The 19,711-nt window shown below is 65.3% G+C and carries 21 protein-coding genes; 11 read left to right on the forward strand and 10 right to left on the reverse strand.

Going from position 1 to position 19,711, the window contains the following annotated elements; all coding sequences use genetic code 11:
* The first annotated feature begins 132 nt into the window (after positions 1-132).
* A complete protein-coding gene (locus FJ943_RS22485; RefSeq protein ID WP_140724992.1) occupies positions 133-714 on the forward strand; it encodes a histidine phosphatase family protein in 582 nt (193 codons plus the stop codon).
* A gap of 269 nt (positions 715-983) precedes the next feature.
* Here FJ943_RS22485 and FJ943_RS22495 read toward each other — a convergent pair whose 3' ends face one another.
* The 3 genes from FJ943_RS22495 to FJ943_RS22510 form a co-directional block, all read right to left on the reverse strand.
* The gene (locus FJ943_RS22495; protein ID WP_140724997.1) at positions 984-1,385 is read right to left on the reverse strand and encodes a VOC family protein; all 402 of its coding nucleotides are present in this window, start codon (positions 1,383-1,385) and stop codon (positions 984-986) included.
* Positions 1,386-1,765: 380 nt separating this feature from the next.
* Complete coding sequence (locus FJ943_RS22505) at positions 1,766-2,539, reverse strand: pseudouridine synthase (RefSeq protein WP_015316794.1); 774 nt, start codon at positions 2,537-2,539, stop codon at positions 1,766-1,768.
* Positions 2,540-2,681: 142 nt separating this feature from the next.
* Complete coding sequence (locus FJ943_RS22510) at positions 2,682-3,566, reverse strand: aldo/keto reductase family oxidoreductase (RefSeq protein WP_140725003.1); 885 nt, start codon at positions 3,564-3,566, stop codon at positions 2,682-2,684.
* Between the two features lie 95 nt (positions 3,567-3,661).
* Here FJ943_RS22510 and FJ943_RS22515 point away from each other — a divergent pair, with 95 nt between their 5' ends.
* Both FJ943_RS22515 and FJ943_RS22520 read left to right on the forward strand, forming a co-directional pair.
* Positions 3,662-4,564, forward strand: a complete 903-nt coding sequence (locus FJ943_RS22515; protein ID WP_140725006.1) for a LysR family transcriptional regulator — start codon at positions 3,662-3,664, stop codon at positions 4,562-4,564.
* A 121-nt stretch (positions 4,565-4,685) separates the two neighbouring features.
* Complete coding sequence (locus FJ943_RS22520; protein ID WP_140725009.1) at positions 4,686-6,602, forward strand: diguanylate cyclase; 1,917 nt, start codon at positions 4,686-4,688, stop codon at positions 6,600-6,602.
* Positions 6,603-6,701: 99 nt separating this feature from the next.
* On the opposite strand, the gene FJ943_RS22525 is transcribed toward FJ943_RS22520, so the two are convergent.
* Positions 6,702-6,923 (reverse strand): hypothetical protein, encoded by a 222-nt coding sequence (locus FJ943_RS22525; protein ID WP_015316798.1) that lies wholly within the window; start codon positions 6,921-6,923, stop codon positions 6,702-6,704.
* A gap of 281 nt (positions 6,924-7,204) precedes the next feature.
* Between FJ943_RS22525 and FJ943_RS22530 the strand changes: the two genes are divergently transcribed.
* Positions 7,205-7,444 carry a hypothetical protein gene (locus FJ943_RS22530; RefSeq protein WP_015316799.1) on the forward strand — a complete coding sequence of 80 codons (240 nt, stop codon included), beginning with the start codon at positions 7,205-7,207 and terminating at the stop codon, positions 7,442-7,444.
* A 70-nt stretch (positions 7,445-7,514) separates the two neighbouring features.
* Here FJ943_RS22530 and FJ943_RS22535 read toward each other — a convergent pair whose 3' ends face one another.
* Positions 7,515-7,742, reverse strand: coding sequence for a polymerase (locus FJ943_RS22535; RefSeq protein WP_140725012.1), 228 nt, complete (start codon positions 7,740-7,742; stop codon positions 7,515-7,517).
* A gap of 884 nt (positions 7,743-8,626) precedes the next feature.
* Between FJ943_RS22535 and FJ943_RS22540 the strand changes: the two genes are divergently transcribed.
* A complete protein-coding gene (locus FJ943_RS22540) occupies positions 8,627-8,923 on the forward strand; it encodes a DUF1236 domain-containing protein (RefSeq protein WP_015316803.1) in 297 nt (98 codons plus the stop codon).
* Positions 8,924-9,061: 138 nt separating this feature from the next.
* Here the strand turns inward: FJ943_RS22540 and FJ943_RS22545 are convergent, their stop codons facing one another.
* Positions 9,062-9,910 carry a helix-turn-helix transcriptional regulator gene (locus FJ943_RS22545; RefSeq protein WP_224527304.1) on the reverse strand — a complete coding sequence of 283 codons (849 nt, stop codon included), beginning with the start codon at positions 9,908-9,910 and terminating at the stop codon, positions 9,062-9,064.
* 90 nt (positions 9,911-10,000) lie between these two features.
* Between FJ943_RS22545 and FJ943_RS22550 the strand changes: the two genes are divergently transcribed.
* Positions 10,001-10,885, forward strand: coding sequence for an SDR family oxidoreductase (locus FJ943_RS22550; RefSeq protein WP_140663534.1), 885 nt, complete (start codon positions 10,001-10,003; stop codon positions 10,883-10,885).
* Between the two features lie 18 nt (positions 10,886-10,903).
* Here FJ943_RS22550 and FJ943_RS22555 read toward each other — a convergent pair whose 3' ends face one another.
* Positions 10,904-11,602, reverse strand: coding sequence for a RibD family protein (locus tag FJ943_RS22555; protein WP_140725018.1), 699 nt, complete (start codon positions 11,600-11,602; stop codon positions 10,904-10,906).
* A gap of 139 nt (positions 11,603-11,741) precedes the next feature.
* On the opposite strand from FJ943_RS22555, the gene FJ943_RS22560 reads away from it, so the two are divergent.
* The 5 genes from FJ943_RS22560 (at position 11,742) to FJ943_RS22585 (ending at position 17,775) form a co-directional block, all read left to right on the forward strand.
* Positions 11,742-12,302 (forward strand): dienelactone hydrolase family protein, encoded by a 561-nt coding sequence (locus FJ943_RS22560; RefSeq protein WP_015316807.1) that lies wholly within the window; start codon positions 11,742-11,744, stop codon positions 12,300-12,302.
* 263 nt (positions 12,303-12,565) lie between these two features.
* Positions 12,566-13,513 carry a substrate-binding domain-containing protein gene (locus tag FJ943_RS22565; RefSeq protein ID WP_140663528.1) on the forward strand — a complete coding sequence of 316 codons (948 nt, stop codon included), beginning with the start codon at positions 12,566-12,568 and terminating at the stop codon, positions 13,511-13,513.
* A 220-nt stretch (positions 13,514-13,733) separates the two neighbouring features.
* Positions 13,734-15,335 (forward strand): sugar ABC transporter ATP-binding protein, encoded by a 1,602-nt coding sequence (locus FJ943_RS22575; RefSeq protein WP_181174618.1) that lies wholly within the window; start codon positions 13,734-13,736, stop codon positions 15,333-15,335.
* On the forward strand, positions 15,332-16,348 hold the full coding sequence (locus FJ943_RS22580; RefSeq protein WP_140725024.1) for an ABC transporter permease: 1,017 nt from the start codon (positions 15,332-15,334) through the stop codon (positions 16,346-16,348). Before FJ943_RS22575 ends, FJ943_RS22580 begins: the two co-directional genes overlap by 4 nt.
* A 113-nt stretch (positions 16,349-16,461) precedes the next feature.
* Positions 16,462-17,775: a hypothetical protein gene (locus FJ943_RS22585; protein WP_140725027.1), complete on the forward strand. Its 1,314-nt coding sequence runs from the start codon at positions 16,462-16,464 to the stop codon at positions 17,773-17,775.
* A gap of 45 nt (positions 17,776-17,820) precedes the next feature.
* Here the strand turns inward: FJ943_RS22585 and FJ943_RS22590 are convergent, their stop codons facing one another.
* Genes FJ943_RS22590 through FJ943_RS22600 form a run of 3 tightly spaced genes read right to left on the reverse strand, consistent with a single transcriptional unit; the run spans position 17,821 to position 19,633 of the window.
* Entirely contained in the window at positions 17,821-18,393 is a 573-nt protein-coding gene (locus FJ943_RS22590) for a hypothetical protein (RefSeq protein WP_140725029.1), read from the reverse strand.
* Entirely contained in the window at positions 18,390-19,010 is a 621-nt protein-coding gene (locus tag FJ943_RS22595; protein WP_140617905.1) for a hypothetical protein, read from the reverse strand. The genes FJ943_RS22590 and FJ943_RS22595 overlap by 4 nt, the downstream gene beginning before the upstream one ends.
* Positions 19,007-19,633, reverse strand: a complete 627-nt coding sequence (locus FJ943_RS22600; protein ID WP_140725032.1) for a hypothetical protein — start codon at positions 19,631-19,633, stop codon at positions 19,007-19,009. Before FJ943_RS22600 ends, FJ943_RS22595 begins: the two co-directional genes overlap by 4 nt.
* Positions 19,634-19,711 lie beyond the last annotated feature (78 nt).

The raw sequence follows: 19,711 nt of genomic DNA on the forward strand, positions 1-19,711 counted from the left end.
GATAGTTATGCCGCACGCTCAATCATTGTGCCAATGCGGCGGGAATCAGGGCCAGGCGAGGTTTCGCCAGTACCCCGGATTCCCCTTTGCCGCATCGTCCTCTAAGGTGCCGCCGACATCGAAAGGTACCCCATGAGCAGTGCGTTCCCCCAAATCCATCTGGTCCGGCATGGCGAGACGGCATGGAGCCTTTCGGGGCAGCATACCGGGCGCACCGACATGCCGCTGACGCCGGCCGGCGAGGCGGCCGCGCGGGGTGTTGCGGAGCGGTTGAAAGGCCTACCTTTCTCAGCCGTCTGGTCGAGCCCCTCGCAGCGCGCCTACAACACCAGCGTGCTTGCCGGCTTTGGCGCGACAAGCGTCAAGATGGACGATCTGCAGGAGTGGGACTACGGCGCCTATGAAGGGCGCACGACGAAAGAGATCCTGGCCGAGCGGCCGGGCTGGACAGTGTTTCGCGACGGCTGTCCGCAAGGTGAGGTGGCGGCCGATGTCGGCACCCGCGCCGACAGGATCATCGAGCGCCTGCGCAAGGCCAATGCCGACATACTGATCTTTTCCAGCGCGCACTTCCTGCGCGTGCTGGCCGCCCGCTGGCTCGGCCTGCCGCCGGAAGGCGGGGCGCTGTTCGTGCTCGACACGGCCAGCATCAGCGTGCTCGGCTACGAGCATGATTTCGGTGAGCCGGTCGTGCGCAAGTGGAACGGGAAGTAGGGCGGGCACCGGCTCGGCGCGGAAGCGCTGTCTTTTCGTCATCCACGGGCGGAGCAAGGAGCGTAGCGACGCGGCGCAGACCCGAGGATCCATGCCGCGACCTCCGAGCGCGGCCACGGTGCGGAATCTGCTCCGCTGCACTCCACGGCCAGCATCGCGGCATGGATCCCAGGGTCTCCGCGACGCCGCTTTCGCGGCTGCTCCGCCCTGGGATGACGAACGCGGGGAGGCTTCGGCAATTCCCAAACCCTAGCCAATCCCGACCGTCTCTATCTGTCGAACTTCCGGATCGCCTCGGCGGTGACGGGCTGGAAGAAATTCACCAGATTGCCGTCGGGGTCGCGGAACAGCAGCGAGCGGTTTCCCCAGGGCATGGTGGTCGGCTGCTGCACGGTCGTGTTCTTGATGAGGTCCGACAGCCGGGCGAATTCGGCATCGACGTCGCCGACGCGGAATTCGAGGATGGCCGTGTGGTTGTCGGCGGGGCGGGCGATGTCGCCGCCGAACAGCATCAAGGTGCGCGTGCTGCCGATCGCCAGCGTGCAGGCCGGCGTCGCCAGTTCGGCGAAGTCTTCGGTATAGACCGTCACCGGCATGCCGGTGACCTCACCGTAGAAGCGCACGAGGCGCTGGACATCCGATGTGATGATGCGGACTGAGACGAAATTCATCGCTTAGGTTCCTTGGTCGCTGAAGCCCGGGCCGGGCTTTCGACCAATCTATAAAGCAGGCCTCCTGACAGCTTTCTGTCAGGAGACGGGTTGCGATGACCAGGCTTCCGGTTCGGACCAGAGCGGCGGCAAGCATGGTCGCGCCCTCGCGCAGCGCAGCTTCCACGATCGAGCGGCCGACGCCCCGGCTGCCTCCGACCACGACGACATTTTGATCTTGCAACGATCCATGGATCACCTCGCTCTTCCGGCGGCGGACCATTCCGGCGCCTGTAGATCAGGACAAAGCGGGTGGGGGAAAATCATCGGTGGTGGCGTTTTTTTTCGAGGCATTTGTCCGCGAAAGCCAGACGCAAGATAACGCTGCCTTGGGGCTTCGCTCACTGCGCCAGCAGCGCCAGTTCCTCCGGCGTGAGGTGCCGCGCGGCGCCCTTGGCGAGGTCGCCGAGGGGCAGGCGGCCGATGGCGACGCGGATCAGGCGCTTGACCTCGATGCCGTGAGCGGCGAGCAGGCGGCGGATGTGGCGGTTCTTGCCTTCGTCGAGCACGATCTCCAGCCAGGCCGTGCGACCGCCGCTGCGCAGGAATTCGATCGAATTGGCCGCCAAGGCCTCGCCGTCGATGGTGGCGCCCGCGCGGAGTTTGTCCAGCAGCGTTTCATCCGGCACCGTGGCGACCTGCACGTGATAGGTCTTGGGCAGATGCGAGGCCGGGTCCATCAGCCGGTTGGCGAAGCGTGTGTCGTTGGTCATCAGCAGCAGGCCTTCGCTGGCCTTGTCCAGCCGGCCGACCGGCGAAACGAAGGGCAGGTCGAGCCCTTCGAGACAGGCATAGACGGTGTCGCGCTCGAGCGGGTCGTGGCGAGTGGTGACCAGCCCACGCGGCTTGTTCACCATCAGATAGACCTTGCGCTCGGCAACCACCTCGACGCCATCGACGACGATCCTGTCGCGGTTCATGTCGACGCGCAGCGCGGCATCGCGCACCACCTTGCCGCCGACGCGCACGCGGCCTTGCGCGATCAGCGCCTCGCCCTGCGTGCGCGAGCACAGGCCGAGTTTTGAGAGCGCTCGGTTCAGGCTGACGCCGGGAGGGCCGGCGCTGCGTGGCTTGCCGGGTGGCGGCCTCCCGGGCGGTGGTGGTCGTGCTGCCATGCTGCTTGGGGTCGATCCGTGGTATCGGACAGATGCCATGGGCAGCGTCAGCTTGGCAAGCTGCCGCCGAGGCCGCATCGAGGCCTCGGCGGCAGGCCGGCCAAACAGCAATGGTAATATCCGGCAAGGGCCTTTCGACGCGTCAAGCAGCCTGCTCGGTCTCGCCTGCTATGCCGTTCAAGACCTGGACGGCATCCGCCGGCAGCTTAAGCTCGGCCGCCGCCAGGTTCTCCCTAAGATGCCCGACCGACGAGGTGCCGGGGATGAGCAGGATGTTGGGCGAGCGCTGCAACAGCCAGGCGAGCGCCACCTGCATGGGGGTAGCGCCGAGCTTTTGCGCGACGTCGGCAAGCGTGCTCGACTGCAGCGGCGTGAAGCCGCCGAGCGGGAAGAACGGCACATAGGCGATGCCGTCGGCGGCAAGCTCGCCGATCAGCGCGTCGTCCTGGCGATGGGCGATGTTGTATTGGTTCTGCACGCAGACGATGTCGGCCATGCCGCGTCCCTGCGCGATCTGCTTGCGGGTGACATTGCTCAAGCCAATATGGCGCACAAGCCCCTGGCGCTGCAGTTCGGCGAGCGTTTCGAGTTGCGGCTCGAGCGAGCCTTCGGCGGGCCCGTGGATGCCATGCATGGAGCGCAGGTTCACGACCTCGATCACGTCCAGCCCGAGATTGCGCAGATTGTCGTGCACGGCCTGCGTCAGTTCCTGTGGCGACATCGCCGGGATCCACGAGGCATCCTCGCCGCGCCGCGCACTGATCTTGGTGACGATGGTGAGGTCCGCGGGATAGGGGTGCAGCGCCTCGCGGATGATCTGGTTGGTGACGTGCGGACCATAGAAATCCGATGTGTCGATATGGTCGACGCCGCTGGCAACGGCCTCGCGCAGCACGGCGATCGCCGCATCGCGGTCCTTCGGCGGGCCGAAGACGCCGGGTCCGGCCAGTTGCATGGCGCCATAGCCCAGGCGCTTCACGGTGCGGTCGCCGAGCTTGAAAGTTCCGGCCTTGCTGATGTCGGTCATGGGTCTCGATCTCCTTTGGATCGGCTCGATATAGACAGTCCCCGCACGCGCGATAATATGGCGCAGTCGGCACAGGCTGTGCGGAAAGGAGAACAATGGCGACGGATCTGGGTGACCTCCAGGCATTCATGGTGGTGGCGCGCGCCGGCGGGTTTCGGCAGGCGGCGCGGACGACCGGCTTCAGCGCCTCCAGCCTGAGCGAGACGGTGCGACGGCTGGAAACGGGGCTTGGCGTGCGGCTCCTCAACCGTACCACGCGCAGCGTCGCCCCCACCGAAGCCGGCGCGCGCCTGCTGGAGCGGCTCGGTCCCGCGCTCGGCGAGGTCGAGGCCGCGCTCGACGTGGTCAACGGGTTTCGCGGCCGTCCGGCCGGCACGCTACGGCTCAACGTGCCGGTGGTGGCGGCGAAACTGGTGCTGCCGCGCCTTCTGCCGCCCTTCCTCGCGGCCTATCCCGACATCCGCGTCGAAGTGACCGCCGAGGACAGTTTCGTCGACATACTGGCGAGCGGCTGCGATGCCGGCATCCGCTATGACGAACGGCTGGAGCAGGACATGATCGCGGTGCCGATCGGCCCGCGCCGGCAGCGCTTCGCCACCGCCGCCGCACCGGCCTATCTCGATCGGCGCGGCCGGCCCGGCCATCCACGCGACCTGCTCGATCACGCCTGCCTGCGCGGCCGCTTCGCCAGCGGCTCCATGCCGCCCTGGGACTTCGAACGCAACGGCGAGACGGTGAGCGTCGACCCGACCGGCCCGCTGCTGGTCAGCACCGGCACGGCGATGGACCTCGCTGTCAGCGTGGCGGTCGACGGCGGCGGTATCGTCTCATTGTTCGAGGACTGGCTGCGCCCCTATTTCGACGATGGCAGGCTCGAGCCCGTGCTGGAGCCTTGGTGGCAGGAATTCTCGGGTCCGTTCCTTTACTACCCCGGCCGCCGCCTGACGCCAGCGCCGCTGCGGGCATTCATCGATTTTGTCGACGGGATGCGGTGGTGAGGGGGGGCGCGACGGCCTGGCTCCTTCGACCAAAGGCAATCCCTGATGTAACACTTTGTTGTCATTGAGGGTCTATCGAGGAGGCGGTACGGCGAAAGCCCGGTAACAGGAAAGGCGCCCAATGGGTTCGCCCTGGTCCGAATTGCTGGCCAATCTGGCGGTCGTGGCGATGTTCGTGTCGGTCTGGATCCACACCCATGTGTGGCTGGACCGCTGGGCGCCCGCCGCAAAGGCGGCGACCTTCGGCCTGCTGATGGGCGCCGGAGCCATCATCCTGATGCTCACACCAATGCAGCTGCAGCCTGGCGTGCTCGCCGATCTCAGGGCGACGATGATTGCCGTTGCCGGCTTCTTCGGCGGTCCCGTCGCCGGCGTCGTCGCCGGGGTTATGGCCGGTGCGTTCCGGACTTTCGAGGGTGGCATCGGCGCCTTCGCCGGCGCGGTGGGGATCGCGGCCGCCATGCTGGTCGGTGTTGCCGGAAACCTTGCCCTTAGGGGCCGCCGGCCCACCATGGTCGACATCATGACCCTCGGCGCGGCGGCAGCGGCGGCGTCGCTGCTTGGCCTCAGCGTCCTGCCGCGGGATGTACTGCAAACAGTCCTGCCGAAGGTTGCGCTGCCTTCCTCCCTGCTCATCTTCGTCTCGGTGGTGCTGTCGGGGCTTACGCTTTACCAGGAGCGGCGGCGCCTCGAGGCGCTGCAGTCGCGGCGCATCTACAAGGCCGTGGTGGAGACGCTGCCGGATTGCCTGAACGTCAAGGACCTCGACGGGCGGTTCATCGCGGCCAATCCGGCAACGGCCGAACTGATGCAGGCGCCAGACGCCAAGGCGCTGATCGGCAAGACGGACTTCGACTTCTATCCGCGCGAGACGGCGAAAGGTTTCCGCGAGGACGAGCTTGCCGTGCTGGCGTCGGGCGTCTCGTCCACCATCGAACAGCACCTTCATCACGAGGATGGAACCGAAGGCTGGCTGGCGACCTTGAAGGCGCCCTTTCGCGACAGGAGCGGGGCCGTCGTCGGCCTGATCACGCACAATCGCGACATCACGGCGCGCAAGCAGCTCGAGACCGAGCTGGCGGAAAGTCGGGTCCGGCTCGGAGACGCCTTGACACACATGGCCGACGGTCTGGTGATGTTCGACCCGGACGGCAGGCTGGTGCTGTGCAACGACCAGTATCGCGCCATGTTTCCTAAGACGGCTGAGATGAGGGTGCCCGGCGCCGACTATCGCGACATCCTGCGCGCCTCGGCGGCGCGCGGCGAGGGGACCACACCGCCAGACGCGGTCGAGGGCTGGATCGACGGCATCATGGCCTCGCAGAAGCTTGTCAGCCACCGCCAGGTCCGGCTCGCCGACGGCCGCTGGCTCGACGTACGCACCCGGCCGACAGGCGACGGCGGCAGCCTCAGCGTCTTTTCCGACATCACCGAGGCCAAGCAGGTCGAGGCCGAACTGCTGGCCGTCAACGAGAAGCTGAACCTTCTGGCGCACCGCGACGGGCTGACCGAACTGTGGACGCGCCGCGCCTTCGATGAAGCGCTGGCGCGCGAATTCTCGCGCGCCAGGCGCAATGCGGCGCCGCTCAGCCTGGTGATCATCGATGTCGACTGGTTTAAGCGGTTCAACGACCATTACGGCCATCCGGCGGGCGATGATTGCCTGCGTGCCGTGAGCCGCTGCATCCAGGCGACTGCCCGCCGTCCGGCCGACGCGGCGGCCCGCTACGGCGGCGAGGAGTTCGCGCTCATCCTGCCGGAGACCGACGCCCGGGGCGCCTTCGTCATCGCCGAGACCCTCAGGAGCAAGGTGCGCGACCTTGCCATGGCGCATGCCGGCAGCGAAAAGGGTATCGTCACGGTCAGCATTGGGGTGAGCACCCTCGATGCGGACGGCGCCGCGATGGAGATTGCCGATCTTCTGAGACGCGCCGACGAGGCGCTTTACGGCGCCAAGGCCGCCGGGCGGGACCGGGTGCATGGCTGGCGCCCGCATCTCAGCGACCAACGCTCGACCGGTTCCCGGCGCAAGATATGAGACTTGCAAGGCCACTGCCGGTGGATTTGGATCAAGGCTGAGCTTGCGATTGCCTGAACGAGGGTCCGGGCGGGAAGCTCTCTCGGTGGCGCGTAAGCTTCAGCCGGAGTGAACTGAATCCGTGCTGGCGCGATCGAGCTTCACAAGACGAGCCTTCGCTTCGCCGACGCGTTGTTGCGCGGATCTTATCCTGTCACAAAGCCGCAGATTGATACCGACGCCACAGTCTTCGTCCAGCATCGCGTTTGCGCGTTCAAGGGCGAGTTCCGCCCGGTTAAGTCGCTGCCTCGCCCTGGCAAGTTCCAAGGTCAAAAGTTCCATTGCTGCTTCCGTGGTTTGCGGTCCCTTCCATTGGGAAACCGCTGCCGGGTGGTTTGGTTCCGGGCCGTTCGTGAAGCTGTATTCGCTGCCGGGGTCAGGCGCCTGCCTGGAGATGCGGCGGCCGCCACGCTTCCAGGATTGGGCTGGTGATTGGCAGTCATGTCTTTGTTTATTGACCCCGCCAATGGCTGGCGTAACTTGTCAAAGGCCGTCCGCGACGCGAAGACACGTGGGCGCTTGGGAGCGATCATCCTGCTTCCACCCAAATCCAGGAGGAAGCTGTGCGCAGGCTACTACAGACGCGCCCTGGCGAATATCTCGATCACCGATTGGAGTGCCCTTTTTGCGGCACCATCCGCCTGCAAATCCCGGCCGATGCGACACCATCGACGCGGATCAGTTGCGCCGAGTGCGGCAGATATCTTGGTATCTGGGATGAGCTGCAGACCGACTTCGAGCAACAAGGCGGCAACGATGGCGTGTTCCGTCTCGACAAAGGGCGCATCCAGAAGCTCGACTAGGCTTGCAGGCTTGCCGCAAGCAGCGCTCCGTCGCACCGGCCAGCGTCGGCTCCCCCATCGCCGATGCCCATCAGGACGGCCTTGGATGGGCAAGGCCGGTGTCGAAGGTGCCTGGCAGCGCGGGTGGGCCACTGCGGCTGGTCGAGGCTGTCGCCATCGCGTCAACCGGCACGATGATGATCATGCGGGCATGCTGCTCCGGCCACAATGGCTTCCCGAAAAGGAAGAATGTGCTGGCGAGAAAACAGACCAGCAAGAGGATGGCCAAGGTGTTGGCGATGATCTCACCAAGCCGCATTGCTCTTCTCCAATTCACGCGTCCCTCTCGGCAACGAGCGCCAGCAAACTATGTTCAATGTTTGGGACCAATGCGCCTGGTTCGCAGGACTTCAGTCCGAGTTGCGGGTCGAGCGATAAACGCACAACCTGCCTTTGCACCGGCCCGAGCCTCCGCCAAGTGTGGCAGCCGGAGCATAGCCCGGCCTGCTCGCAACGTGCCGAGCCCTCCGCCAAAGCAGGCCGGGCTCCTTTCTCGAAAGCGGAAAGCGCGCCGGTTCCGTCCGCCTTGCTCCACGGCGACAAAGGCGCGATTCTCCTCCCTTTGGCGGCTAGCATGGTCAGATCGGGCCAGCATGGTCAGGTTGGGATTGTATGGACGGATCTGTTGTCCCATGGCCTCAACTCGACCCCACGATTGGCGGTAAAGGCAGCAGGGCTGCTACCAGTTCAAAGTAAGGCTGACGAGCAGGACGGCGATCAAGGCCGACAACGGGACCGCCATCACCAGCGCCGCCTCCATAAGGCGGGTTTCCTTGTCGCTGAACATTAAACCTCCTCACTTATCGGCTGACGCCGAGGGTTTAGGGTTCGCTCACCGCCTGAAGCAGTGAGCGAACCCTATTGGCGCAGGAAGGGACGTAGCTGCGCCAATTCGCAAAAAACACACCCGCAGTGCTGCCCGACATCCGTCAGGTATCCGCGATGAACTTGCAGCGAACAACGAGCGCGAAAGACGGCCGTTCCCGGCGGCGGCGCCGGCAGGACTATTGCGTTTTTCGATGGGACCTAAGTCCGGTGCTGGCCGGACCGAAGCCCAAGCCTGGAACATTCAATCATGCCTGAAGTTCGATCCGGCAGCGCGGTGACAATGTTGTGCTGTGCAGGTTTCAGATGGAGGTACTCATGAAAAAAGATCTTGCCGCCGTAGCCGCCGTTCTCTTGCTCGCAGGTGTCGGCGCAGCCGCTGCCGAGGACGTCGTCATCCAGCCCGAGCAGGAAACAGTGATCAAGGAGTATGTGCATAAGCAGCCGCTGGCTTCGGTCAAGGTTCCCGGCGTGGAACTCAACGTCGGCACGGCCTTGCCCGATACCGTCGAGCTTCACGAAGTCCCCAACGTCAAGTATCGCTACACCGTCGTCGACGACCGGACCGTGATCGTGGATCCAAGCACCCGCAAGATCGTCAAGATCATCCAGTAGCGGCGCCTGGCCCGCTGCCGGCTGGCGGCGGGCCAACCGTGCAAATGCGTTGCCTGACAATCAGAATTTGTGTGAGTGGATGCCGGCCTTGCGCAAGCTGAACGGGTGTGCGAACGCCGCCTTGAATGGGATCCAGAGTCAACGCGACAGGTCCAGCTCTCGCTCCTGGTGCCGCCGGGCGAGATCGCGGATCCGATCGGCGACCTTGCTGTCCACCGGATTGTAGACGGTCAGGCTCAGATCCGGCCGGCCATCCACCGCGAAGGCTGAATATTCCAGCTCGATGTCGCCGAGTTCGGGATGCTTCAGGCGCTTTGTCCCGTCGCCATGGCTGAGCACGTCGTTTTCCCGCCACAGCGCGTCGAATTCCGGGCTGGCGCTGCAAAGCTCCTCCACCAGTTGGGCGACCTCTGACACCGCGCCGGCGCGCGCCGCATCGGCCCGGAACGCGCCGACCACGAAACGGGCGAGGTTCTCCCAATCGTGCTGCTTGGCGCGGATGGTGGGGCTCAGGAACATAAACCGCAGGATGTTGCGCTGGCCAGCGGGCAAGGTGCTGTAATCGGTCATCACGACTTGCGCGGCGCGGTTCCAGGCGACGACATCCCAGGTCGCCGTCTTGATCAGGGCCGGGCTTGCCTCGAGCGTGTCGATAAGGCGCTGCAGCCTGGGGCTGACGCCGTCGGCGCCGATGTAGCGGACCTCGGGCGGGCGCCCGAGCCCCAGCATGAAAAGATGTTCGCGCTCGGCCTCGGTCAGCAGCAGGCCCTTGGCGATCCGGTTCAGCACGTCGGCCGAAGGCGCGCCGCCGCGTCCCTGTTCCAGCCATGTGTACCAGGTCGGGCTGATGTTGGCGCGTTGCGCGACCTCTTCCCGGCGCAGTCCCGGCGTGCGCCTGCGCCCGGAAAAGCCGAACGATGAGGGGTCGAGCCGGGTGCGTCTGTCTTTCAGGAATGCTGCGAGCGAACCGGCGGAAGTGTTGGACATCCTGTTAGCCATTATACCATGATAAGATCACTACTTTAATGGAATAATAGAGCAGCGATAGTACGCAGGCAACTGTGCAGGAGATTTTGCATGCGTATCTTTTTAACCGGCGCGACCGGTTTCATCGGTTCGGCCATCGTTCCCGAACTTCTTCAGGCCGGCCATCAGGTCGTCGGCGTCACCCGCTCCGATGCCGGTGCCGAGGCGTTGGCCGCCGCCGGCGCCGAGGTGTATCGGGGAACCCTCGAGAATCCCCAAGGCCTGCGCGACGGCGCGGCGGAGGCGGAAGCCGTGATCCACACCGCGTTCGACCATGATTTTTCGCGGTTCGCCGAGAATTGCGAAAAGGACAGCCGTGTCATCGCCGCGCTCGGCCAGGCACTCGCCGGCTCCGACCGGCCGCTGGTGATCACCTCGGGCGTCGGCATGGGCAGTCCCGGCCACGGCCAACTGGCCGTCGAGGATGTCTTCAACCCCGATCACCCCAATCCGCGCATCGCCTCGGAACTCGCCGGGAATGCGTTGCTGGAGGCGGGCATCAACCTGTCGGTGATGCGCCTGCCGCAGGTCCACAACACGCTTAAGCAGGGGCTGATTTCGCCGCTCATCGAGATCGCGCGCCAGAAGGGCACCTCGGCCTATGTCGGCGAGGGCCGCAACCGCTATTCGGCCGGCCATGTCGCGGACGCCGCGCGTCTTTACCGGCTCGCGGTGGAGAAGCGGCAGCCCGGCGCGCGCTATCACGCCGTCGGCGAGGAAGGCGTCGAGGTACGCGCGATCGCCGAGGCGCTTGGCCGGGGACTGAACCTGCCGGTGGTTTCGATCGCGCCGGAAAAGGCGGCGGAGCATTTCGGCTGGATGGCGATGTTCGCCCCCATGGACCTGCCGGCCTCCAGCGCGCTGACCCAGGCGCGGCTCGGCTGGCGTCCGACCGGCCCGACGCTGATCGCCGATCTGGACGCGATGCGATACTGAGGCGCGTAAGAGGCGGCCTTAGCCCGGGGTGACGGCATAGCGCAAATGGACGAGCCCATGCGCGAGGGCTTTGCAATCCTTGAGCGACAACCGCACCTTGTCGGCAAGGCCGCTTTCACCGAACTCGACAAAGCCCTGGTTTGCCGCCCGCGCGTCGAGCGCGGGGGCAATGAGAAGGCTGAGTTCATCGACCAGCCCCGCCGCCAGGAAGGAGCCGTTGATGCCGGCGCCGCCTTCGAGCAGCAGACGGCGGATGCCGAGCTCACGGGCAAGCACGTCCAGCATGGCGGCGAGATCGATGCCGGGCGTTTGCGACACGATATAAGACACGCCGTCAGTGGCGAGCTCGGCCAGATGGCTGTCGGCCACATCATACCCGAGCAGCACCACGACATGGTCGCCGCCGATATCGGGTTTGGCGAAGTGCAGCTTGCCCGAGGCATCGAGCGCCACGGCAAAGCTGCCCGCGTCGCGCCGCGCGAAATGATGCGGCCGATCGACCTTGCCCACATGCTCGGGCGGATGCGCGGCGGCCTTGCTCATCTCGGCCATGGTGACGCGGCCGACGATCCAGGCGTCACCTTCGAGGTCGTTGTGGATCTTTTCATAGAGGCCCGACCACTCCGCCCGGCTGCCGTCGGGGCTTTCAGTATAGCGGCTCGGATGAAGGCTGCCGTCGAGCGAGGCAAGCATGTGGCAGATGATGCGCGGCTTCATATGGTGTCTCCATTTCGTCGGCCTGGCCGTCCCAAAGGTAGTGGCGCACCGGGAAAATGGAAGCCGATGCGGTGTGCCTTGAGGCTGCACGCCCCGGCAGGTAAAAATGACTGGATCTGCGCGACCTAGGGGCCGGTGCATGACGGACATCATCCTGTTTCACTCGGTTCTTGGCCTTCGCCCGATCGAGCGTCATCTTGCGGAATGCCTTCGCGTCTGCGGCCATGCGGTCGCACTGCCAGATCTTTATCAGGGTGCGGCGACGGATGATCTGGATGAAGGTTTCGCGATCAAGGCGCGGATCGGCTGGGGTGCCATCTGCCTGAAGGCGCGAGAGGCTCTGGCCTCGACGCCGGGGGATGCGGTGCTGGCGGGTATCTCGATGGGAGCCGGCGTGGTGGCGGAATTCTGGGAGTCGCGGCCGCTGGCAGCGGGTGTTCTGCTGCTGCATGGTTTGGCGACCGTGCCTGCCAACACACGACCCGGCTTGCCCATCCAACTGCATGTCGCGGACACCGATCCACTGTTCCCCGAGCCCGACGTCACTGCCTGGCAGGAAAGCGCGGAGGCAGCGAGAGCGGATGTGCAGGTTTTCCGCTATCCAAACGCGGGACATTATTTTTCCGACCCGGCACTGTCCGATTACAATGCAACGGCGGCCGCGCAGCTCTGGAGCCGCTCCTTGGCGTTCCTGACGTAGAAGGCCTTCGGACCGAAGAGTCCAAAATTCAGACAATTCCGACAAGTTGCTGTCCTGGCTGTTATATCGATGTTGCACAAATGGTTGACCCTGGGTTAGCATCCTCTTGTTGACGCCGATCGGAGGAATTTAGGCGGCTGTCAGCTGGAGCGGCATGCGTTCTTGGCGCAAGGAGGATGCTCCAACACTTTAACCGGCGCATGATCCTTCCTGAAACCGGTCCCGGTTTTTAGGGGCCGTGCGCTTCTGTGGAGGAGGAACCCATGAACAGACGCGAATTCCTGATGACGTCCGTGGCCGCGGGCGCCATGATGCTCGCCGCACGCTCGGCTTTCGCCGAGGACAAACTCACCATACTGGGCTCGGTGCCCAGTCTCGGCTTTCCGTTCTTCGTGCACATGCTGAACGAGATCAAGGCCGAAGCGCAGGCGCAAGGCGTCAACCTGACCGAGAGCGACGGCCAGAACTCGGCCACCAAGCAGACCGCCGACATCGAGGCGGCGCTGGTGCAGAAGGTCAACGCCATCGTCATCTCGCCGCTCGACGTCAACGCGCTGGCGCCAGCCATCGAGGAAGCGGTGAAGGCCGGCGTTCCCGTGGTGACGATCGACCGCCGCGTCGACGGTGTCCAGGGCATTCTGGCCCATGTCGGCGCCGACAATGTCAAGGGCGGCGAGGCGGAAGCCCAGGCCGTGGTGGCCGCGTTCCCCAATGGCGCCAAGTTGTTCCACCTGCAAGGCCAGCCGGGCGCGGGTCCCGCGATCGACCGCAACAAGGGCGTGCACAATGTGCTCGATCCGCTGAAGGACAAGTACCAGATCGTCTACGAGCAGACCGCCAACTTCGCCCGCGCCGAGGCGCTGACGGTGACGGAAGCCGGCCTTGCCGCCAACGGCAAGCCGGACGCCATCATCTGCGCCAATGACGACATGGCGCTCGGCGCGCTCGAAGCGTGTGCCGCGCGCAATTTCAGCGACGTCAAGATCTACGGCTTCGACGCGCTGCCGGAAGCGCTGGTGGCCGTGCGCGACGGCAAGCTCGCCGGCACGGTCGAACAGTTCCCAGGCAAGCAGTCGCGCACCGCCGTGCAGATCGCGGTCGCCTACGCCAAGGACAAGACGGAGCCGAAGGAGAAGCTGGTGCTGCTCACGCCTATCGTCATCGGCAAGGACAATCTCGACAAGGCGGAGAGGCTGAACGAGACGAAGTAGGGGCGGGTGGACATCGGCCGATTGGCGAGGCGGGCGGGACAGCACCCCCCTCTGTCCTGCCGGACATCTCCCCCGCAAGGGGGGAGATTGACTGTTCGTCTCCTTTCGCCAACCTCAAACGTTGCAGGAAAAGCGCGGTCAGAGACACTGGTGATCTCCCCCCTTGCGGGGGAGATGGCCGGCAGGCCAGAGGGGGGTGTTCAAGCACAGCCTGAACCGCATCAAGGAGCACTCCTTGTCTCCATCTGAAGCCGCATCCCCCATCCTGCTTGCCGTCGAGGGCGTCACCAAGCATTTCGCCGGGGTGACCGCGCTGAGCGATGTCTCGCTCGATGCCCGCGCCGGCGAAATCCTCGGCCTGCTTGGCGAAAACGGCGCGGGGAAATCGACGCTTCTGAAAATCCTGTCGGGCGTCATGCCACCGTCCGGCGGCCGCATCACCTTCGACGGCGCCGACTACCAGCCGGCGAGCCCGCAGGAGGCCAAGCGGCTGGGCATCGTCACCATCTACCAGGAACTCAGCCTGATCCCGACGCTGACCGTGGCGGAGAACATTTTCATCGGCCGCGCGCCGATCGGCCGGCTTGGGCTGGTGAGCTGGCGCAAGATGGAACAGGATTCCCGCGCCATCATTGCCCGTGTCGGCCTTACCATCGATCCGATGACGCCGGTTTCGGCGCTGTCGGTGGCCGAGCAGCAGTTGGTCGAGATCGCCCGCGCGTTGTCCTTGAAAAGCCGGCTGATCATCATGGACGAGCCGACCTCGGCGCTGACCGAGACGGAGGTGCAGAGGCTGCTGTCGATCATGGACCGGCTGCGCAAGGACCATGTTGCCATCATGTTCGTCACCCACCGGCTGGACGAGGCATCCGCCATCTGCGACCGCATGACGGTGCTGCGCGACGGCAGGCTGGCGGGGCATCTCGAGCGTCAGGGCGGGCCCATCAAATTGCCCGCCATCATCGAAAAGATGGTCGGCCGCGCCGCTTCCGAACTTTACGCCCGTCCGGCGCATCGCGCGGCGGCCGGCGATGTGGTGCTGTCGGTTCGGGGCTTGCGCACCGTGCGCGATCCCGAAGCGCCGCACGCCATCGTGCTCGACGGTGTCGATATCGACCTCAAGGCGGGCGAGATCCTCGGCGTCGCCGGTCTTGTCGGCTCCGGCCGCACGGAACTGGCGCGCGCCATTTTCGGCGCCGACCGCATCGCGGCGGGAACGATCACGCTCGACGGCAAGCAGATCGCGCCCGCATCGCCGGCCGACGCCATCGCGCTCGGCATTGGGCTGGTGCCGGAAGACCGCAAGCACCAGGCGATCTTTGCAGCCCTTGGTATCCTGCCGAATTTCTCCGTCGCCTCCCTCGGGCGCTTCAGCAACGGCTTCGGCTTCATGGCCGAGCGGCGCGAGCGCGACGCGCTGTCGGGGTTCAGGAAGATGCTGTCGATCCGCATGGCTTCGGCCGAGCAGGCGATCGAGGGCCTGTCGGGCGGCAACCAGCAGAAGGTGATCCTGGCGCGCTGGCTGGCGCGCGACCCGAAAGTGCTGATCGTCGACGAGCCGACGCGCGGCGTCGATGTCGGCGCCAAGGCGGAGGTGCACCAGATCCTGGTGCAGCTGGCGGCGCGCGGCATCGCGGTGATGATGATCTCGTCCGAGCTGCCCGAGGTGCTGGCGGTGTCGGACCGCATCGTCACCATGCGCAAGGGGCGCATCACCGGCGAAATGCCGGGCGTCGAGGCAAACGAGGAAAGATTGATGGAACTGATGGCGCTCGACAGGCAGGATGCGGCGGCACAGGATGCGGAGGGGCAGGCACGATGAGCATCGCCGAGGAACAGAGCCAGCGCGGCGGCGTGACGATCGCGCGGCTTTTGATGAGCTTTGGGCCGCTGCTGTTCCTGGCGGCGCTGGTCATCGTCTTCACCGTGCTGAAGCCGAGCTTCATCGACCCGATCAACCTGTTCAACATCACCAGGCAGATCTCGATCACCGGGCTGATCGCGCTCGGCATGACCTTCGTCATCCTCACCGCCGGCATCGATCTTTCGGTCGGCTCGCTGCTCGCCTTCTGTGGCATGGTGGCGGCCGTGGTCGCCAAGGGCGGCACCGCCAACACGCTGTCGCTGTCGACGTCAGGCACGCAGGGTTTTGGCTGGTTCGCCGCCCTGCTGGCCGCTGTCGTGGTCGGTGCGCTCGCCGGCGGCGTGCAGGGGTACGCCATCACAAGGCTGAAAGTGCCGCCCTTCGTCGTCACGCTGGGTGGGCTGACGGTGTTCCGCGGGCTGACGCTGACCATTTCCAACGGCGGCCCGATCTCCGGCTTCGACGCCTCGATGCGCTGGTTCGGCACGGGGCTGATCGGTCCGGTGCCGGTGCCGGCGATCATCTTCGCCATCGCCGCCATCCTGTGCCATATCGTGCTGCGCTACACCCGCTATGGCCGCGCCGTCTATGCCGTCGGCGGCAATGCCGAGGCCGCGCGGCTGTCGGGCCTGCGCGTCGACCGTATCCTGGTCTCGGTCTATGTCATCGTCGGCTTCTTCGCCGGGCTTGCCGCCTTCGTGCTGTCGGCCAGGCTGAATTCTTCCGAAGCGGTCGCCGGCATCGGCTACGAATTGACGGTGATCTCCGCCGTCGTCATCGGCGGCACCTCGCTGTTCGGCGGCATCGGCTCGGTCGGCGGCACGGTGGTGGGGGCTGCCCTGATCGGGGTGCTGCAGAACGGCCTGCAGTTCAACAACGTCTCGTCCTACACGCAAAGCATCGTCATCGGGCTGATCCTGATCCTGGCGGTGGCGTTCGACCGCTGGCTGAAGTCGCGGGTGAGGCGATAGGAGCGAGAGGTTGTGCGCTCACCCTAGCCATTTGCCAGGAAGCTGCCCCATTTCTTGCAAAACATCCGCGCCTTGCTAGAAAGGCTTCGCGCGGGGCAGCGTGAAAGAATCTCATGGTTGCCGACATCATCGGGCCGATCAGCTTGAGTTTTTCGCTGCTGCGGCGCTTCTGGCCGCAGCTCGTGGCGCTGGTGCTGGCCGGGGTGCTGGCCGGCGATCTCCTGCTGCAGCTGGCTGCCAGGGTGGCGCTCGCCAACCATTTCGCCGGGCTTGCCATGCTGACGCTGGTGGCGCTGGCGCAGCTGGTGGTGACGGTTGCGATGTTCCATGTGCTGCGGCCAGGCCTGCCCAATGTGCTGGCCGCGCAGCGCGGCGCGGACAAGGCCGCGGCCTCCGAGAGCGAAGTCGCTGGCAAGGAGGCGAGAGGTACTGACCGGCACGGCTCGCGGCTGGTGCGCATGATCACCATCGCGCTGCTGCCGTTCTTTGCCTATTACGCCGCCTGGGGGTTCCTCGGCGATATCGTGCGCCAATATTCGCGCGCCTCGCTCGAACAGGCCGATTTCGGCCAGAGCGGCAATGTGCTCGACGTGCTCGATTCGCGCTGGCTGCTGATTTCCGTCGCCGTGTCATGGCTGATCCGCCGGTTGGCCAAGTTCATGCAGACGAAGACGACGGCAACGTCGTTCTGGCAGATCGTGGTGGTGATCTGCGAGACCAACTGGATCTTCGTCGGTCTCTACGTCATCAGCCGCTGGAAGGACAGCGCGCTGCACTGGCTGATGAGCCGCAATTTCTGGTCCGTGCTGCAGGCGTCCATCGACGGGCTGGCGAGCCCGGTGACGGCGACGAGCGCCGCACCTGTGGTGACGGTCGAGATCACCTCGATCGCGCCCTCGACGGTGGCGGTCAATCTGTTTTTCTACATGCTTTTGCCGCTGATCTGGCTGGTGATGGCGGCGCTGATCTATGGCTATGACGTGCGCGACGACGCGGCGTTGATGCGGGTCGACAGCCGCGTCGAGCGGTTCGGCCGGCGCTATGCCGGACTGCCGAAATTCCTGCGCGATTTCGTCGAGCATTTCATCGCCGGCTACCGTTCGCGCTATCTGCCAATCGCCAATGGCGTGCGGCTGACGGTGAGTTCCAGCCTGGTGCTTTTGTGCACGCTGATCGTCGGCTACCGCCTGCTCGACTGGGGCGCGGCCTGGCTGTGGCTTGGCGCGACGCGGCTGATTGGCCCGCACGAGCTCGATGTCTGGCAGATTTTCTCCCATGGACTGACGCTGCTGTTCGGCAGCCCGTTCCAGGATTCCTCCACCGGCATTTTGATCGAGCCGATCAGGATATGTTTTCTCGCCGCCGTGCTGGAGACGGCGTTCTCGCTGCCCAAGCGGGTGACCGAGACTGTCGAAGCGCGGAAGTAGAGGATTTGTTGGCGCCGGCCTTGCAGAGCCGAGCCTGGGGCGCTGTCACTTCGGCGGCCGCTGGAAACGCAGATACCACGGCCGTTCGCTGCCCAGCCCGACGGCGGGGCGAATGGTTTTCACCGCGTCCTCGGGCACGATGAAGGTGTCGCCGACGGTGATGACATCGCCTTTTTTGGCGCCGGAGAAGATGGCCGAAGCGCAATTCATCACGCCGTCGGGCAGGCTGACGCCGCTGATGAAATCGGGCAGCCATCGGCGCCCGGCGGCGTCGGTCAGCATCAGCTTGCAGCCCAGCCATTGTTTCTGCAGGTCTGGGTCGCCAATGGTCACGGTGAAGGTAGCGATGACGGCGAAGGCGTGGTTGGGCAGGCGGCCGGCCTTGCCGCCGCGCAAATCGGCCAGTTTCCAGCCGCTGCCGCCGAACGGCACGGATTGGCCGAACTCGACATCCCTGGCGACAAGGTCCTCGCCATGCAGCCATTCGCGGACGCTGTCATGGCTGGTCTCGGCCAATGTCAGCGGCAGCAGGATGGCGAGCGCCATCAAGCCGCGCCGGCGCCATCGTCGCTCGGATTGCCGGTCCACGGTCGGGGTGTCTGTCGAAACGGCGCTCATGTCTTGCCCTGCGGTGTCTTGTCCTGCGGTGTCAGGCCCGGCGCCGCGTCGAGGTCGAATTCCGGCAGGATGTCGGCCGGCTGGCCGTCAGCGCCGGTCGGCAGCGCGTCGAGGCTGATGCGGGCCTGCGCGTCGAGCGGGCCGAACTGGCGCGCCGATATCAGCAGCCTGGCGCCGCGGATCTGGTCCGGTGGTACCTCGAAGACGAACAGGCCATGGTTGTCCAGGCCCGGATCGACGCCGTGCGGCGGCATGTCGGGGCGGTAGCCCAGCCGCTCCGTCTGGTGATATCGCAGCCCGGTCGGGCCTTGCCAGAAGCCGTCGGCGACCGCCGTGGAGGTGCTGGTCGCGGTGAGGTTTGTTGTTACCACCGCCCATAGGCCGCTGGTCGTCAAAAGCTTTTCCTGACCGAACTGATTGGTCTTGAGCTGGCGCGCGAAGATCACCTTGTCCAAGCTGACAGCGAAGCTGCGCGCGCGCACCGTGTCATGCATCGAACCATCGATGGGGATAGGTGCGGTGAGGTCGGCATAATGCGGCTTCGTCATCTGCATGCCGTAGCTCAGCACCACGGTGGCGCAAAGGATCGCGAGATTGCCAAGCACGCGTATCCTCATGGGCCGCTTTCCGGCTGCCCACTCTGAGACTGCCCACTCTGCGACTGCCCGGCCGCCGGCAGGTCGGCGACCGGCAAGGTGACGGTGCCGAGCCGGTAGGGGTTGTACCAGCCTGGTGTGCCATAGAGATTGTCGCGCGGCTTGAAGATCTCGGCGGTGACGCCGAAGGCGAGGCTTGCCGGCACGGCGGCGTCCCCGGCAAGCGGCCAGACATAGGCCATGCGCTCGGTCATGCCGGGATGCAGTTCCGGCGTCATCGTGGAATCGCGTGTCAACACGATCATCGGCACGGGATCGGACAGGATGACGCCGTCCGGCGCGAAGACGTTGAAATAGCCCTTGTCGGATTGCGCGGTGCGGTTGGTCATGTCGACTTCCAGCACCAGCGCCTTCTGGCCCGGCTTCAGCGGCACGCCGTGGACCCTGGCATGGCCGACATAGGCGCGCACCGGCTGCAGGCGCCAGCGGCCGGCCTCGATGACGGCATCTGGCGGCAATTGTGGTGGACCATGGGCGGGCAGGGCGCCGAATGCCCCCATCAGGCCGGCGACGAACAAGGCGGCAATGGTTCCCGCGCCGGCCGTTATCCAGGTCTGAACTTTTGAGCGGGCAGTCTTGAACATTCCAAATTATGCGCGTCGAACGAACAGGCACCCCGGGCGCAATCTAGAAAGAAAAATCAGGGATTGAAACCCGCAAAT

The organism is Mesorhizobium sp. B2-3-10, assembly GCF_006442275.1.
Classification (GTDB): Bacteria; Pseudomonadota; Alphaproteobacteria; order Rhizobiales; family Rhizobiaceae; genus Mesorhizobium; species Mesorhizobium australicum.

Coding starts and splice junctions, on each gene's coding strand:
- FJ943_RS22595 (WP_140617905.1), bottom strand. CDS start 19,010: ATGAGGATACGCGTGCTTGGCAATCTCGCGATCCTTTGCGCCACCGTG.
- FJ943_RS22600 (WP_140725032.1), bottom strand. CDS start 19,633: ATGTTCAAGACTGCCCGCTCAAAAGTTCAGACCTGGATAACGGCCGGC.
- FJ943_RS22580 (WP_140725024.1), top strand. CDS start 15,332: ATGAGCATCGCCGAGGAACAGAGCCAGCGCGGCGGCGTGACGATCGCG.
- FJ943_RS22525 (WP_015316798.1), bottom strand. CDS start 6,923: ATGGAACTTTTGACCTTGGAACTTGCCAGGGCGAGGCAGCGACTTAAC.
- FJ943_RS22555 (WP_140725018.1), bottom strand. CDS start 11,602: ATGAAGCCGCGCATCATCTGCCACATGCTTGCCTCGCTCGACGGCAGC.
- FJ943_RS22540 (WP_015316803.1), top strand. CDS start 8,627: ATGAAAAAAGATCTTGCCGCCGTAGCCGCCGTTCTCTTGCTCGCAGGT.
- FJ943_RS22520 (WP_140725009.1), top strand. CDS start 4,686: ATGGGTTCGCCCTGGTCCGAATTGCTGGCCAATCTGGCGGTCGTGGCG.
- FJ943_RS22515 (WP_140725006.1), top strand. CDS start 3,662: ATGGCGACGGATCTGGGTGACCTCCAGGCATTCATGGTGGTGGCGCGC.
- FJ943_RS22545 (WP_224527304.1), bottom strand. CDS start 9,910: ATGTCCAACACTTCCGCCGGTTCGCTCGCAGCATTCCTGAAAGACAGA.
- FJ943_RS22560 (WP_015316807.1), top strand. CDS start 11,742: ATGACGGACATCATCCTGTTTCACTCGGTTCTTGGCCTTCGCCCGATC.
- FJ943_RS22485 (WP_140724992.1), top strand. CDS start 133: ATGAGCAGTGCGTTCCCCCAAATCCATCTGGTCCGGCATGGCGAGACG.
- FJ943_RS22505 (WP_015316794.1), bottom strand. CDS start 2,539: ATGGCAGCACGACCACCACCGCCCGGGAGGCCGCCACCCGGCAAGCCA.
- FJ943_RS22550 (WP_140663534.1), top strand. CDS start 10,001: ATGCGTATCTTTTTAACCGGCGCGACCGGTTTCATCGGTTCGGCCATC.
- FJ943_RS22510 (WP_140725003.1), bottom strand. CDS start 3,566: ATGACCGACATCAGCAAGGCCGGAACTTTCAAGCTCGGCGACCGCACC.
- FJ943_RS22495 (WP_140724997.1), bottom strand. CDS start 1,385: ATGAATTTCGTCTCAGTCCGCATCATCACATCGGATGTCCAGCGCCTC.
- FJ943_RS22535 (WP_140725012.1), bottom strand. CDS start 7,742: ATGCGGCTTGGTGAGATCATCGCCAACACCTTGGCCATCCTCTTGCTG.
- FJ943_RS22590 (WP_140725029.1), bottom strand. CDS start 18,393: ATGAGCGCCGTTTCGACAGACACCCCGACCGTGGACCGGCAATCCGAG.
- FJ943_RS22585 (WP_140725027.1), top strand. CDS start 16,462: ATGGTTGCCGACATCATCGGGCCGATCAGCTTGAGTTTTTCGCTGCTG.
- FJ943_RS22565 (WP_140663528.1), top strand. CDS start 12,566: ATGAACAGACGCGAATTCCTGATGACGTCCGTGGCCGCGGGCGCCATG.